A 15,869-nucleotide genomic window follows, 5' to 3' on the forward strand; every position below is an offset into this window, starting at 1 on the left:
TGCAGAAAGCGTGCAACTCTGCTGGCCACATCCAGGCTGGCCCTGAGAAGAGGCTGTTACTATGCGCGAGAAGACGCCCAATCATGCCAATCACCTGCGGGCCGCCATCAAAGAGGCAGGCCTGACCATTGCTGAAGTTGCCCGCGAGACAGGCATTCCTGTAAGAACCCTCTTCGACTATTGTGCTGGGCGTGTGCGAATTCCCAGGAAGCGTCTGGAAGCCATAGCCAGGCTATTAGCATGTCCTCCCGAACTGCTTGTCTGCCGATCCCTTTCCGATGGTGGCCCTCATCTGCTAGAATGGACTCAGAGCGCAGAAGCCGAAGCCGGCGAGGCACTCCCATTACTCACCGTGCTCGGGGAAGGAGCCACCACCATCGATCGTCTAAGGCGTGCCTTATTACAGCAACTGCTGCTACCGCTGGTAACGGCAGCCCCCTGGCTGCACAGGACCACGCAAGAGCTACTCGAAGCAGAGGCCTGGGAACGCCTGGCGCTGGCGCTCAGGCGGCCCTCCCGTACCGACGCTGCCACCCTGGCTCATCTAGAGGCCGTCACCGACCTCTACTGGGAGTTATATCGTTCCTCGCTGGCCAAAAGCGATCTGCAACACGCAGTTTCAGGTCATCTGATGACCCTGAACCAGTTGCTGCATGCTCAGCAACCGCTGGCCATTCAACGGCGGCTGTGTGCGGTCTGTAGCAATAGCGCCCAAATACTCGGCGAAATTGCCCTGGATCAGCACGACACAGAGCGAGCCGCCACCTCCTATCGACTTGCCATTGAGCTGGCTCGCGAGGGAGAGCAGTCAGCCCTCTGGGCGCTGGCTGCGGGCCGGCAGGCCTGGCTGCTGGTCTATCAGGGAGCAGGCAAAGCAGCCTTGCCGACCCTAGAGCACGCGCTGGCATTAGGGCAAAGCAGCCAGCTCAGCGGCCAAAGCCTGGCCTGGCTGGAAATGATGCGCGCAGAAGTGCTGGCCCAAGAACAGGATCGTTCCGGCTGTGAACGGGCGCTGGAACATGTCCATAGCTGGCTGGATCAGAGTCAGGCCGGGCAAAGCCCTGATCAGCGCTGGACGGGCTTCCAGGTCAGCGCCTGTGCGGCCTATGAGGGTCGCTGCTACCTCTATCTTGGCTCCCTCTCCCAGGCCAGAGCCTCGCTACAGCAGGCACTGCAGTGGCTTTCTGCAGCTCCCACCAGGCGCCGGGCGCTGGTGCTGGTGGACCTGGCCCACGTGGCTGGGCGCGAGGGAGAGCTTGAAGAAGCCTGCTCGCTGGCTGAAGAGGCGTTGAGATGTGCCTGCCAGGCGCGCTCACCGCGAGCGCTCAGGGCAGTCCATCGGCTGGCCCAAGCCTTGCAACAATGGAAGCGCCTGCCTTGCGTTGCCCGGCTCAACAGAATGCTCCGCCAGCTCTAGCAGGCGAGCCGCTCCTGGCCTAGCCGGCGCGGCTGAGGGCCACGCGCAGCACGGTGCGGCAGACCGGCGAATCGTCAACCACGAGAATGGTGGGTCCTGGGCGCATGATGTCCTTTCCCCTTTCTTAACTTACCACGTGACACGGACAAAGGTGACCTCTAATACAGCATGTCCAGTCTGGTCAGCTATCGTCTGACATCCATCAGCATACTCAAGTTTATTTGATTTGTCAAGTTCTCATGATTCTGATAGTTTGCAAGATTGAGAAGAGCTAGAAAAATACAGCTTGTCTGGTTAGTTTTCGACTTTTGTGCTATACTATAGTGGCCTGAAAGGAGGGACTGCATGAGCCAGCCAGAACCGGAAGCAGACCGCGACTACTACACAGCCAGTGAGGCCATGAAGCGCCTGGGCCTCTCCAGGACGACCTTTCATCAATATGTCAATGAAGGGCTAATCCCTCGCTTGCTCAGGCCGGGGGCCAAGCGTGGCGTCTATCCCAAACGCGATATTGATGCACTGGCGCTGACGATGAACCTGGCCCTGCGTGTCCACGAGCGAATCATCTTCTCGCGTTCGACGCCGGGCGACCAGGTAGAAGAAATGGACATCGGTATTCGCTGCTTCGGCAGTGAATTCATCACTCCTTTGGCGGAGCGCATCGCATTTCAGCGCAAGAGCGAGCACACCTTTTGGTCATTGAAGGTCGATGGGCGAGTTGTAGGCTACCTGTCACTCTTCCGGCTCCCACCCGCCTTGCTGGATGACCTGCTTACAGGCAGGCACATTGAGCGCGATATCAGGGTTGAGGACGTGCTCCCCTTTACCCGGATAGAGCCTTTTGATATTTACATCGACGTGCTGGCCATTGATCCACGTCTTGACCCACACCTCCGCTCGTTCTACGCCTCCTTAATTATCTCGCGCATTGCCGATGTACTTCTCGACTTTCTGGCCAATGGCTACCAGATCGAGCACCTCTATACCGTTACCGCCACACGAGAAGGCGATAACCTGGTTCGGAAACTCGGCTTTCAGCAACTGGCCGATAAATCTTTGGTTCCCGGGCGTGTAGCCTATGTGTTTCCCCTCGATGAAGCAGGAATCGCGCGTTTACGTTCTCTAAGCAGGAGAGGAATCTATGTCACCCGCCGAAGAGAAGATTCGTCACGTTCTTGAAGCCAATGCCTGGCGCCTCCGAACGGAAGGGCCGGATGTCGTTCGCTGGCTGACCGGCGGCAGCGAACCAGATGCCTATGTGCTTTTGGAACGCCAGCCGGGCGCAGAGCGGCTGACGGCTCGCTGTGCTTCCTGTCGGCAGGTGCTGCAGCCGCTGACCCTGGTCGACGGGCGTCTGGTTGCTGAAGAGCTATTAGCAGTGCGGCGGCGCTTTGCTGGCCATACCTGTGCCAGAGCAGACGCCTGAGCAGGGCTAAACCCGTTCCCTCTGGGCCTGGCTGAGCGGTTGCTCCTTTTGAGAGAGTGTTATCGGGAGGCGCTGGCCATCTGGGTCCTGCCTCTGGCTGATGCAGAGGGGCAACGGTGCTGAGGAGCTCCCTCCAGCAGGCTCTGGCCAGGGCAGCCAGCGTCTGCCTTTGTGTTTCTCTGCCGACTCACAGCAGGCCGCCCAAGCGCTGAGGCCGTCGCTGCAGGTCTGGACCTGGTAGCCGGCGCGGCTGAGGGCCACGCGCAGCACCGTCCGCCAGACCGACAAATCGCCAGCTACGAGCATGGTGGGTCCTGGGCGCATGATCCTGGCTTCCTTTGTTCGGATATATTCCTCACTCCCCTCTTGGATTACTTATGTTGATAGATTGATTTTTTCTTGCACTCGATGTATGCTCAAAGGCATGAGGAGATCCTACGGCACTCTCTTGTTCCCGCCAGCTCACCTGGCGCTCCTTTGATAGGGAGCTTGTTTCTGCAGAGAGTATAGCTGGGAAAAGTGGGAAAGCAATTGTATTCTTGAAACTTTAGCAACGACAGCTTATCTCCAGGCCAGCGAAGGTCGGGAGGGTTGGTAACGGTGATGAGAAGTGGACACCAAGCGCGTGACTTGGGGCTATTTGTGGCGAATCTTCGCGCCCAGGCTGGCCTTTCGTTAACAACGCTGGCCAGTCTGGTAGGAAGCAGCAAGAGCACGCTCTCGCGACTGGAACAGGGACAAATCCCTCTGCCCGCACGCGGCAAAAACCGTATGCTGCTCATTGCGCTGGTGCACCTGCTCTGTAGCGCGGCCAGCGAACGCGATCGTATCCTCTCTCTGGCTTCTATTGATCCAGCCTTGCTCACTCTTGGAGAGCTGATTGTCCTGGGCCTCTGGCCGCCATCTTCCCCTCATGGTATTCGCTCGCTGCCTCATGAGGATGTGGAACAAGGCAGGGAAGAAGTAATACGACTGTTAACACAACTGGAAGAGTGGATGCGTAAACCTGCGGTCTCTCATTCAGAACAGGTGAGTACACTCCTGCGTCGAAAGATCGCTCGCTATCGAGCATTGCTTGAAGAACTGGAGCAGCAGCTTACCTGGATTCAGCATACTTCCCGTCCCGGAGAGCCTGGTGCTTCCCCAGAGCATAGAACACATCTCGATCAAAGCCGCAATATGCAAACTGGTACCTCTCCCGTTGAGAAACAATCACAGACGTCTTCTTCCTCTGCACTATCTCCTGACCTCTTCAACCTGGCGTCAGCAAGAGCGCGCTGGCTGATGCAACAGGCAGGCGTTGAGCGTTTTGCTGTCGACGACTGTATTGTGCTCACCGCCAGCGAGGGCTTTAGAGGCTGGGACAAGAAGCAGATCCAGATGACGACCCTGGCGCAGCCGTGGCCCCTCCCCGAGGATCTGGCTGCCGTCCTGCGCGAGCAACGGGCAGCACTCGAGGAGAGTGCGCTCAACGCCCCACACTATCAACTGGTCTCGCTGACCCCAGCCTGGAGTGAGCTTGATTGCTTGAAGCTGGTCATGGCTCCCCTCCGTTTCTACGATTATGCGGCATTGCTTCCGATCCTTGATAAACCACTTCTAGCCTCCCAAGATGGTCGGCTTCTGAGTATTCGCGAGCAATACGGAAGCACTGCCTTATATACCCGCTCTTACTCCCGCAATGCGGCCTTGATACCGGCACCGGTAAGCATCCAGTGTCTGCTAGAAACGCAAGATGAGCGCCTGGTACTTGTACAGCGCTCGGAAGCGGTGGCATTCTACCCTGGTTGCTGGTCAGCTTCCTTCGAAGAGACCATGAATGCGCCGGGGCTGGTTGCTGGGTCCTTCCAGCCTGGCGATGCGCATATCTTCGACGCTGCTTATCGCGGACTGGAGGAAGAGTTTGGCCTACCTGCGGACGCGGTCGAGGAGATGAAAGCTCTCTCGCTCAACGTCGAATATCCGACACTCTCGGTTGATGTCTTCATGCTGATCAAGCTAGCGCGGCCTCTCGCCGCTGTCAAGGAGCGCTGGCTCATCAGTGCGCGTCACCGTGACGAGGCGTTACAGGTGACAGGGATCGCGTGCCGGCTTGACGAGGTGGTGGCTACGCTCTTTGCACCTCGCCAATGGCACCCGACGTCACGGATGCGCCTGATTCAATGGCTCATTCAGCGCTATGGGCTGGACGCCGTGATGGCGGCAATCAGGGAACAGGGCCAGGGTGCAATGCTGCCTGACGGACCAGCACAGGAAGAACGCCGCTCAGGGTTATCCGAGGCCACTGGTGCGGTACTGTTGGGAGCGTCTGGAACGGCTCGTGACGAGCGAGAGGAGGTGAAGCCAGTCATTGGAGCGGCATATGGCGCGGAGCAGAGATCACGATCTGACAAAGCGCTCTCACTCTCGGATCTAGCAGCACCTGAGGCTGTGCAGTTTATGCAAGAGGCCGGAATTGACAGTCTGGCTGTAGATGGGCTGATTATGCTCACCAGCAGTGCTGCCTTTCAGGGCTGGCTGCCTGCTGACATTGTGACAAGGCGGTTGGCTACACCGTTGCCGGTTCCCGAGGAGGTCGAATATTGTCGGCAACGCTATTTGCCTCGTGTGGCTGCCCATTTTACCAATTCCTCTCATTATCGCCTTGTTGCTTATACTCCTGCTTTTAGTGATCGTCGAGGGCTGGAGGTGATGCTAGCACCGATCGGCTTCCATGACTATTATCCGCTGGCGTATGCTCTAGATGAACCGTTGTTGGAAGGACCGACTGGTCCATGTAGTCTGCGCCAGAAGTATGGGGCGACGGCTCTGCATTATCTTCCTCCTGCAAGCTATCCGGCGCTCCCCATGCCGGTTAGCCTGCAGGGAGTGGTACTGACCAGTGATCAGCAGGTCATACTGATGAGGCGTTCGGAAGCAGTGGCATTCTATCCTGGTTGCTGGTCAGTATCTTTCGAAGAGACTATGAATGCGCCGGGCCTGGACCCGCGGGGGCGCGAGCGTTCGGGTGATAGTGATTTCTTTGCCTGTGCGCGGCGTGGAATCAGGGAGGAATTTGGGCTAGGGCCAGAGGCAATTGAGGAGATCAGGATACTGTCGCTGAATCTTGAGTACTGGCTGCTGGCGGTCGCTGTAGTGGCGGTGATCCGCTTACGTGTTCCAGCGGATGAGGTACGTATGCGCTGGCTGTTGCAAGCGGCTGACCGGGATGAGGCTGCCCAACTCAGCACGTTTCCGCCGACTTTGGAGGCGGCCTTACGGGAGCTGGCCAGTGGGAGGCATTGGCATCCGACGGCGCGCATGCGGTTACTCCAGGTGCTTTTTCATCTCTATGGTGTTGATGAGGTGCAGAGGGCACTGGCAGATGGTCAGCGCTGAGGGCTGTTTGTTTGCAGCACGGGCCAGGGAGCGGGCGTTATTGCAGATGCCGGGTTGGGCGTGTCGCCTGGCGGGGGGCTGCGCTGTTATGTGCCCGAGGTGACAGGGCCGGGCCATCAGGGGAGTTAGTAGGCCGTCACTATCGCTTCCGAGGGGGGCGTGAGCGTGCGGGCAGGGTCTGGCCCGCATGCTTTTTGTTTTTGGTGGGAGAGGGAGACAGAGGAGCAGTGAGTGGGGTGGGTGAGGGAGCCTGGCCAAAAAATGGCCCATTTAAGAGGCCGATTCGAAACTCTCCGCGGGTGCCCCCCCGATCCGGTCAGATTCCGGCCAAAAGTGGCCGGAATCCCGCATCTTTTGCTGCTTTTATAAGTGAAAATATATTGATGCTTTCTCGAAACTCGCCCCTTGCGGCTTGCAAACAACGAGTTTCGAGAAAGGTCGTGATACGATAGATTCTGGAGGGTGGGGGGCGAAGAAAACGAGGCGTTGAGATGCCAAAAATGGGGCCTCGATCGTTATAGAATAAGTGAGAAGTATCCCCGGTGCTCTTCCGCCGGCTGCGGTGGCAGGGGTCTCGATCCGCTTGTGGATACTGAAAGTTCCGCTTTGCTGAAATTGGTTCGACGCGGCATATAGTGGCAGGGGTCTCGATCCGCTTGTGGATACTGAAAGCTGTTCAACCAACATCATGTACGACTTCTCGGATGCTAGTGGCAGGGGTCTCGATCCGCTTGTGGATACTGAAAGCCAGACCAAGATGATCAAGGAAATTGCCAAGATGATAAGGTGGCAGGGGTCTCGATCCGCTTGTGGATACTGAAAGTCAGTGCCAGCTCGCTGATGGTCGGAGAAGGTTGGGTGGCAGGGGTCTCGATCCGCTTGTGGATACTGAAAGTCTTTGGAGCTGTTGAGTGGATGTTTGCCAACGCAGTGGCAGGGGTCTCGATCCGCTTGTGGATACTGAAAGGCCGAAACCTGGCAGCGACCATCTCTATCTGCTCTGTGTGGCAGGGGTCTCGATCCGCTTGTGGATACTGAAAGAGAGACGGAACGCATTCGTGTCTCTGGCGTGGAATGTATATGTGGCAGGGGTCTCGATCCGCTTGTGGATACTGAAAGGGCGGGCGAGCATTGTTCTGCAAGAGGGCTAAGTTCCGTGGCAGGGGTCTCGATCCGCTTGTGGATACTGAAAGAGAGAAACCAAATAGGCTGAAAAGGGATGTTGACAGTGGCAGGGGTCTCGATCCGCTTGTGGATACTGAAAGACTGAGGTTTAACCATGATGCTCTACCGGAATTTCCAGTGGCAGGGGTCTCGATCCGCTTGTGGATACTGAAAGAGCTGAGCCGTGGCCAGCAAACTGGTGGGTAGGGGTAAGTGGCAGGGGTCTCGATCCGCTTGTGGATACTGAAAGGTTAGACAAGACCTCAAGCCCTTATGGCGAAAACAAGTGGCAGGGGTCTCGATCCGCTTGTGGATACTGAAAGACTGGCTGACGGTTTCAGCCGTGGTCACACAGGTACAGGTGGCAGGGGTCTCGATCCGCTTGTGGATACTGAAAGTTCATCCTTCTCATCCCCTTTCTTATCTTTCTTCCCCCCGTGGCAGGGGTCTCGATCCGCTTGTGGATACTGAAAGGCGTTGACCAGCTCTGCAAAACATCTGTCTTTGTCGTGGCAGGGGTCTCGATCCGCTTGTGGATACTGAAAGATAATCCAGCCAGCCCCGTGCAGGGAGTTCCTCTTGTTCGTGGCAGGGGTCTCGATCCGCTTGTGGATACTGAAAGAGACGGTCGTTCAACACCCGAAGGATTTGGAAAGCGGTGGCAGGGGTCTCGATCCGCTTGTGGATACTGAAAGTAGCCTGGTGCTCCCTGTGGCGCGGCGGGCGCGCCGGGTTGTGGCAGGGGTCTCGATCCGCTTGTGGATACTGAAAGTTTTCTTCGCGCTGATCAGGCGCAGAGCCTGGGGCGTGGCAGGGGTCTCGATCCGCTTGTGGATACTGAAAGTCGATACTAGGCTGGCTCTCCCCCTCCGTCACATAGCGTGGCAGGGGTCTCGATCCGCTTGTGGATACTGAAAGATGAAGAAGGGACACAAAAGAGTAAAAGGAGTTTCTTTGTGGCAGGGGTCTCGATCCGCTTGTGGATACTGAAAGATTTTTGATTTTACCACGGGACACAACAAGGCTCCAGGTGGCAGGGGTCTCGATCCGCTTGTGGATACTGAAAGCCACAGAGATACTAGCATGTTTTCACTCTCTCAGTCGTGGCAGGGGTCTCGATCCGCTTGTGGATACTGAAAGATTTTTGATTTTACCACGGGACACAACAAGGCTCCAGGTGGCAGGGGTCTCGATCCGCTTGTGGATACTGAAAGCCACAGAGATACTAGCATGTTTTCACTCTCTCAGTCGTGGCAGGGGTCTCGATCCGCTTGTGGATACTGAAAGGTTTCAGAGAGAATGGATACATCGCGCAAATTATCGGGGTGGCAGGGGTCTCGATCCGCTTGTGGATACTGAAAGGAGCGCCTCATGGCAGGGGACCGATTGAAGTGAAGATGGTGGCAGGGGTCTCGATCCGCTTGTGGATACTGAAAGTCAGACAATGCCAAGGAGCTGACACCCAGGGCTGTTTGTGGCAGGGGTCTCGATCCGCTTGTGGATACTGAAAGCTTTTTGCAAGAGGGACATGCGCTTTCGCAGAGAGCCGTGGCAGGGGTCTCGATCCGCTTGTGGATACTGAAAGGCGGGCGGGGTAGTGGTCTATGCCCTGCTTGCCAGGTGGCAGGGGTCTCGATCCGCTTGTGGATACTGAAAGTGCCGGACTATGGACGTGCGCGTGAATATCTTGCTGCGCGTGGCAGGGGTCTCGATCCGCTTGTGGATACTGAAAGGAATCTAGATTTTGTGGAGTATGTTGACGTCATTTACGTGGCAGGGGTCTCGATCCGCTTGTGGATACTGAAAGGGTCAAACGCTTACTGGACGCGCTGTTTCCCCACTAGTGGCAGGGGTCTCGATCCGCTTGTGGATACTGAAAGGTACTTCATAGCCACTCATGCTGTGTTTCACGTCAGTGGCAGGGGTCTCGATCCGCTTGTGGATACTGAAAGACCTGGTACGCATGGGTGGCCGCCGGGAAGCCACCAGTGGCAGGGGTCTCGATCCGCTTGTGGATACTGAAAGGCTCAGGCTGTTCATTGCCAATCGCCAAGAGCAGCGGTGGCAGGGGTCTCGATCCGCTTGTGGATACTGAAAGGGCAGCTCTTAGAGGCAAGAAAGGAGGAGAGTCATGTGGCAGGGGTCTCGATCCGCTTGTGGATACTGAAAGATTTCCAGAGGATGTACGCGACGGCCCAGCAGCTCGGTGGCAGGGGTCTCGATCCGCTTGCGGATTCTGAAAGTGCATTCACGATTGAGGAGAGCGATGATGCAACAACGTGGCAGGGGTCTCGATCCGCTTGCGGATTCTGAAAGTCGTCTTTTCATTGCATGTTGGCTTTTCTTCTGTGGTGGCAGGGGTCTCGATCCGCTTGCGGATTCTGAAAGATAGCACGGATAGATACCGAGCGAAGATAGCCTCCAGCGTGGCAGGGATCTCGATCCGCTTGCGGATTCTGAAAGCTGCTGGCAGAGGTGTTTGAAGAAAAGAGAGAGCAGAGTGGCAGGGGGGTCGATCCGCACGAGGATTCTGAAAGCTCGAAAGAGGAACTAGCGCGCCGATTACAGTGCACGTGGCAGGGGTCTCGATCCGCACGAGGATTCTGAAAGGGACTGATACGCCATACACAAGCAGATCGCCTCAGCAAGTGGCAGGGGTCTCGATCCGCTTGTGGATTCTGAAAGGTGGATACTGAAAGGCCTCGATGATCGCCACCCACCCATCTGCCAGATCCGAGCGGCAGGGGGGTCGATCCGCTTGCGGATTCTGAAAGATGAGAATGGACAGCGATCTCTTCACGATATCAACGTGGCAGGGGCTTCGATCCGTAAGGGGATACTGAAAGCAGCACAAGCAATAAAAGCGCGGAGGAGGCTCTCCCTCCCCCGCGCCTGCAGTCAACCAATCACAACAAGGAGCCTATCGCCCAGGCAGCTCAGCCCGGACCTGGTCAGCCGCGACACCACCCCCCAACCACAGCCCAGCAACCTCAGCCCACCGCCCGCCTGAGTAGCTCCCTGATCCGCTCCTCCTCAGAAGGCCCCAGCGCCGTCAGCGCATAGGCCGTCGGCCACATCTGTCCCTCATCCAGATGAGCCACATCGTTGAAACCCAGCGTCGCATAGCGCGTCTTGAACTTCTGCGCCGGCTGGAAAAAACAGAGAATCTTGCCATCCCGCGCATAAGCCGGCATCCCATACCACGTACGCGGCGCCAGCTCCGGTACACACTCCTTCACCAGCTCGTGCAAGCGCAGCGCTAAACTGCGATCCGGCTCGCTCAGCTCGGCAATCTTCGCCAACACCTCCTGCTCGCCCTGCTCCCGATCCTTGCTGGCCTTCAGCTCGCGCGCCCGCTCCCTCATCGCCGCGCGCTCGGCCTCCGAAAAGCCCTCAGATCCCTGACCTCTGGCTCCGGCCCCCTGGGGCCTCCCCAGCTTATCAGCCTGACTCATACCAAACAAAACCTCCTCTCATATCCAGCGCATTGCAGCCATCCACAGGCCATCAACAGCCCCAACCGGTCCAGCCCAGCAGGCAGCCACAACAGCCGACACGCTCATATACAAGCTTTATTCTCTCTGACCAGCAGCCAGACGGCAACGCCCCACCCTCATTCACCTACTAGGCAAAGGCCGTCAAAGCGGCCCGCTCAGCCTCCCACAACTCATCAAAGAGCTGGCTCAGCTCCTCCAGCGAACAGACCGCCGCACTCAACGGATCAAGGAACAACGCATAGCGCGCCGGCTCTCGCCGTCCCGTCAGCAGCGCCTCACAGAGCAACTCGTGTACCGCCATATGGGCCCGATCCAGGGCCGCCAACTGCTCCGGCAGCCGTCCGAAATGAACAGGCTGCACCCCATTGCGATCCACCAGACAGGCCACCTCGACACAGCCATCCGGCAGATTCTCAATCAGTCCCACGTTGCGCACATTGCCATAAATCACCGTTGGCCTGCCCGTCACGATAGCCTCGATGATCTGAGAACCATACTCAAGGCTGCGCTCCCAGGGAATATCACGCTCGCCCGCCAGCATCTCCTCAATGGCATGCTCGCCCTCGCGACGCCAGATCGGCCAGTTACGGGCATAAAAGCCCGACTCGCCCAGATAGCCGGCCCGACCATAGCGCGCGATCAACTCCGGGCGCTTACGGAAATACGGCACATACTCCGAAAAATGCCCGCTGCTCTCCGTCACAAAGGCCCCCAAATGGAGCATCGTCTCAAAGCGCACCGGGTCCAGCTCGTAGATCTCGGGCCGCCGCGCGCACTCGCGCAGACGCGGATACAGATCCTCGCCCCGCCAGCGCAGCTCAGTAAACCAGGCCAGATGGTTGATCCCAGCGCAGCGCCATTCCAGCTCTTCGTAAGGCACCTCCAGATAATGCGCCAACTGGCGCGAAGTCCACTGCACACTATGGCACAGCCCCACCACGCGCAGGCGCGTCCCCCGCAGAGCCGCCAGCGTCAGCGCCGACATCGGATTCGTATAGTTCAGCACCCAGGCTCGCGGACACAGCTCCTCGGCATCGCGCAGGATCGCCAGCCAGGCCGGCCCCGTACGTAGCGCCTTGAAGATCCCTCCTGGACCAATCGTATCGCCGATACACTGATCGATCCCATATTTCAAAGGAATCTCGTAGTCCTGGCGCACATAGTCTAGCCCGGCCACCTCAATCGTATTGATCAAGAAATCGCTGCCCGCCATCACCTTGCGCCGCTCCGTCGAGGCCTCGACCCGCCAGCGCTTGCCACTGCGCTCGATCAGCTTCTCGGCGATACGGTGGGCCAGCTCCAGCCGCCGCGCATCCACATCAACCAGGGCAAAGGTCCCCTCATCCAGCCCCTCGCAGAACAGCACATCGGTCATCAGTTGACGAGCAAAGACAGCGCTCCCGGCGCCCATCATGGTGATCTTCACGTGGGTCACGACCTCATGCCTCCTTGGCGCTCGCGGCGCGGTAGCCTGAGCCGACCGACCGCAGCCACCGGCGTACCGCCATGCCAGATTGTCCATCATCTGCAGTCAGTATAGCATCTGCCGCAGGCCACGGGTGAGCCATCTAGCCTGGTCCCGCTTTGCCAGAGAGCGCCGAGGGACGCGACCCTTGCTCGCTTGACATGGCTGCCACGATCTGCTATACAGGTAGCAGGCAACACCGTTGCAGATAAAGGAGAAACAGGCAGTCACGGGAGCTCGGGAGAGCCGGGCTGAGAGGGTGACCAGACCTGTCGCCGCGGGTGGCATCAGGCCACGTTGCGAGCAGGCCGCACCGTCACCGACCGCCAGAACCTGATCTGGGTAATGCCAGCGCAGGGAGCGTACTTGATCCTATTGCCTGCCCCGCACGCTGGGGCAGCCCCAAAGCGAGCAGCCTGACGATCCCGAGGTGCTGGCGAAGAGAGAGGCGCGAGCCAGCACCTTCTTTCTTTAGCATCAACGCCCCACCCGATCAGCCAGCTCCCCCACCGACGCCAACAGAGCAACCGCAGCCCCTCTGTCGCCCTTTGGCCAGACCGGCGCGCGCTCTCACTCACTCCCGTGGCTGCCTCTCGGCGAACCATCCAGGCTGTGGTTAGTCCTGCCAGCGGCTTAACGCGCCCCATAGAGGGCGAGCCGCCCAAGAAAGGAGCAAGCCAATCATGGAGCCAGCAATGGAGCCACAAGAATCAGGCAGCGGCATCTTGCAAGTACGGGGAGTAGAAGCAGACGACTTTCTCAAAGTCGAGCGCCACGGCATGGAGCCGATCCCCGAAGCTGATCGGCACGGCAGCGCGCGCGAGCTGGCACTTGTCTGGGCCGGAGCAATGGCCAATTATCTCTCGCTCCTCACCGGCGCCCTGGCCATCGGGGCCCCGCTCGTGCTGGGCCTGAGCCAGGGACAGCTTGGCCTGCTCGACAGCGCCATCGCCATCCTCATCGGCTGCGCCCTGGCCGCCGCCCTGCACGGCTTGACCAGCGCCACCGGCGCCCGCACCGGCACCCCGCAAATGGTCTTTGCACGCGCCGTCTTTGGGCACCGTGGCGCCTATCTTGGCGCCTTCCTCACCTGGCTGATGGCCGTCGGCTGGTTCGCCGTCGACTGCGTCATCGGCGGCTGGGCCCTGGTGCAGCTCGCCAGCCTGGCCGGCATCCCCAGAACGCCACAGACCGCCCTCATCGCCATCGCCCTCGTCCTCATCGCCTCCGTCATCGTCGCCGTCTACGGACACCAGACCGTCCACGTCTTCGAAAAGTACGGGGCCATCGTCTTCATGGCCTTCTGCCTCTTACTCTTCATTGTCCTCTTCCCGCGCATCAACTGGAGCCTGCCGACCACAGTTCACGGGCCGGCGCGCCTGGCCGCCATCGTCACCGGCGGCGGCTTCATCTATGCCCTGATCGCCTCCTGGATTCCCTTCGCCTCCGACTACTCGCGCTACCTGCCCACGCGCACGCGCCCCGGGCGTATCGCCTGGTGGGCCGGCCTGGGCATCGGCCTGCCCACGGCCCTGTTGGGCATTCTGGGCGTCGCCCTGGCCACCATCAACCCGGCCAATCCCGACCTCCTGAGCGTCATCACCGGCGCGGCGCCGCCCTGGCTGCTGGTCCCCTTCCTGCTCTTCGTCGTCCTGGGCGAAATCTGGGCCAACTACTTCGACGTCTACACCGCCGGCCTGGTAGCCCTGGCAATGGACATCCCGCTCCGGCGCTGGTGGTCGGCCCTGCTCTGCGGCATTGTCGGAGCGGTGGGCGTCTTCTGGATCGGCCTCTTCTCCCATTTCAGCTTCAGCGAGGCCCAGACCTACAGCGAGCTGGTTAATCGCTTCCTCAACGTCTACATCGACTTCCTGCTCCTGACCTACCTGTGGGTGCCGGCCTGGGCCGCCGTGCTCCTTATCGACTTCTTTGTCCTGCATCGTGGCAACTACGCTGCCGCAGAGCTGACGCGCGGGCGGGCCGGACGCTACTGGTTCAGCGGTGGTGTGGCCTGGCGAGCCGTTCTCTCCTGGCTGGTGGGCTTCGCTGCTACAATCCCCTTCATCGGCTCGGCGACCTTACCCTGGCTGAGTCAGCCGTGGCAGGGGCCATTCGCCCACCTGTTAGGCGGCATGGACCTGAGCGGCATCATTGGGGCTGTTGTCAGCGGCCTGCTCTACCTCCTGCTGAACCTGCCCCGCCTGCGCCGGCAGCAGGCTGCAAGGAGATCGGAAACAGCAGCAGCCAGCTAAGCAGGCTCTCATTCCGCAATCTATACGGCCAGAGCCACAAGGCTAGCGCCGGGGACAGATAGAGGCCGCTGAGGCGGGCCTTCGGAAACCGAAGGCCCTGTCTCTCCGTCCCAGTCACGCTTGACAGACCAGAGAAAATCTAGCCAGAAGGACCCTCAGCCGCCGCTGGCGGCTCCTCTCTCCTCCCTCTCCCGAGAACGTCGAGCGACGGGATTGGGAAGCATTCAGGGAGCCGGCCAATAAGACAAGCCGAGAGCTAGCAAAACAGAGACGAGGTCAATCAAGAGAAGAGACGGGTTTCTGACGATGCTGGTGATGGAAATCTATCGCTCGATCCAGGGCGAGGGCAGCCTGATGGGCGTGCCGACAACGTTTGTGCGCTTCTTCGCCTGCAACCTGCGCTGCTCGTGGTGCGATACCAAGTACTCGTGGAGCGTGCGCGAAGGCGGCAGTTGGGAAACGCTCCCTCCCGAGACAGTGGCGGAGCGCGTGGCCGCCCTGGGCGCTCGCCATGTGGTGCTGACCGGCGGTGAGCCAACGCTCCAGAAAGAGCTACCGCAGCTCGCCACCCTGCTGAAAGCCCAGGGCCACCACCTGACCATCGAGACGAACGCTACCATTTTCCCCGCCCTGGTCGTGCCGCTGATCGATCTGTGGAGCCTCTCGCCCAAGCTGCCCAGTGCCGGCAGCGGCGCCAACTACCTGCGCCATCCCATCATTGAGCAGTTTCTGCATAGCCTGGCCCCCATGCAGCAGCAGTGGAAATTTGTCGTGCGCGACGACTATGACGAGCAGGCCCTGCGCGCCTTGCTGGAAGCTCACCCGTTCTTCAAGGAGCGGCGCCTGCCCATTATCCTGCAGCCCGAGGGCGATGCCGCCTTGCCCGATTACCCCACCGCCCTGGCCCGGCTGGCCGAGCGCGTGCGCGACCCCTTCTGGGATCAGTACAATGTGCGCGTGCTGCCGCAGCTGCATATCCTGATCTGGGGACGCCGCCGCCTGGTCTAGCCCCAGGGAGACAAGGAAAAAGGGAGGAAGAGAGGAAGGAAGGAAGGAAGAGGAGAAGGGCCGCTGGCAGGCAGCTCAGGGAGAATGGGCTTTCCCTGCCCTGCTTTCGGCTTCCCTGCTACAGCTAGAAGTGTAGCCGATCTACGTGAAAAGTCAACTTTCATCGGGTTTCGCGGAACAAATGGCCCAACTCTCCTAGTATGCCCCCTCTGCCTCCCTCGCGTACCCTACCTCACTGCCTATGCTCTGTCGGCTAAGTGCT

Annotated in this window: 8 protein-coding genes and 1 CRISPR repeat array; of the genes, 6 read left to right on the plus strand and 2 right to left on the minus strand. The window is 59.3% G+C overall.

The window, feature by feature from the left end:
• Positions 1-61: 61 nt before the first annotated feature.
• The 4 genes from N688_RS15810 (at position 62) to N688_RS15830 (ending at position 6,221) form a co-directional block, all read left to right on the plus strand.
• Entirely contained in the window at positions 62-1,417 is a 1,356-nt protein-coding gene (locus N688_RS15810) for a helix-turn-helix domain-containing protein (RefSeq protein ID WP_052890182.1), read from the plus strand.
• Positions 1,418-1,762: 345 nt separating this feature from the next.
• A complete protein-coding gene (locus tag N688_RS15815) occupies positions 1,763-2,596 on the plus strand; it encodes a helix-turn-helix transcriptional regulator (RefSeq protein WP_052890183.1) in 834 nt (277 codons plus the stop codon).
• Entirely contained in the window at positions 2,559-2,843 is a 285-nt protein-coding gene (locus N688_RS15820; RefSeq protein ID WP_052890184.1) for a hypothetical protein, read from the plus strand. Before N688_RS15815 ends, N688_RS15820 begins: the two co-directional genes overlap by 38 nt.
• 603 nt (positions 2,844-3,446) lie before the next feature.
• The gene (locus tag N688_RS15830; RefSeq protein ID WP_052890186.1) at positions 3,447-6,221 is read left to right on the plus strand and encodes a helix-turn-helix domain-containing protein; all 2,775 of its coding nucleotides are present in this window, start codon (positions 3,447-3,449) and stop codon (positions 6,219-6,221) included.
• 562 nt (positions 6,222-6,783) lie between these two features.
• A CRISPR array of direct repeats spans positions 6,784-10,231; the repeat unit is 37 nt; unit sequence GTGGCAGGGGTCTCGATCCGCTTGTGGATACTGAAAG.
• A 144-nt stretch (positions 10,232-10,375) separates the two neighbouring features.
• Here N688_RS15830 and N688_RS15835 read toward each other — a convergent pair.
• A complete protein-coding gene (locus N688_RS15835) occupies positions 10,376-10,840 on the minus strand; it encodes an iron chaperone (RefSeq protein ID WP_052890187.1) in 465 nt (154 codons plus the stop codon).
• Positions 10,841-11,009: 169 nt separating this feature from the next.
• Positions 11,010-12,317 (minus strand): alpha-galactosidase, encoded by a 1,308-nt coding sequence (gene melA / locus N688_RS15840; protein ID WP_202901937.1) that lies wholly within the window; start codon positions 12,315-12,317, stop codon positions 11,010-11,012.
• A gap of 713 nt (positions 12,318-13,030) precedes the next feature.
• Between melA and N688_RS15845 the strand changes: the two genes are divergently transcribed.
• Both N688_RS15845 and N688_RS15850 read left to right on the plus strand, forming a co-directional pair.
• Positions 13,031-14,599, plus strand: coding sequence for a purine-cytosine permease family protein (locus N688_RS15845; RefSeq protein WP_052890188.1), 1,569 nt, complete (start codon positions 13,031-13,033; stop codon positions 14,597-14,599).
• Positions 14,600-14,905: 306 nt separating this feature from the next.
• Complete coding sequence (locus tag N688_RS15850) at positions 14,906-15,607, plus strand: 7-carboxy-7-deazaguanine synthase QueE (RefSeq protein WP_052890189.1); 702 nt, start codon at positions 14,906-14,908, stop codon at positions 15,605-15,607.
• Positions 15,608-15,869: the final 262 nt, after the last annotated feature.

Origin of the sequence: Thermogemmatispora carboxidivorans (assembly GCF_000702505.1) — a bacterium.
In the GTDB taxonomy this organism is placed as follows: Bacteria; Chloroflexota; Ktedonobacteria; order Ktedonobacterales; family Ktedonobacteraceae; genus Thermogemmatispora; species Thermogemmatispora carboxidivorans.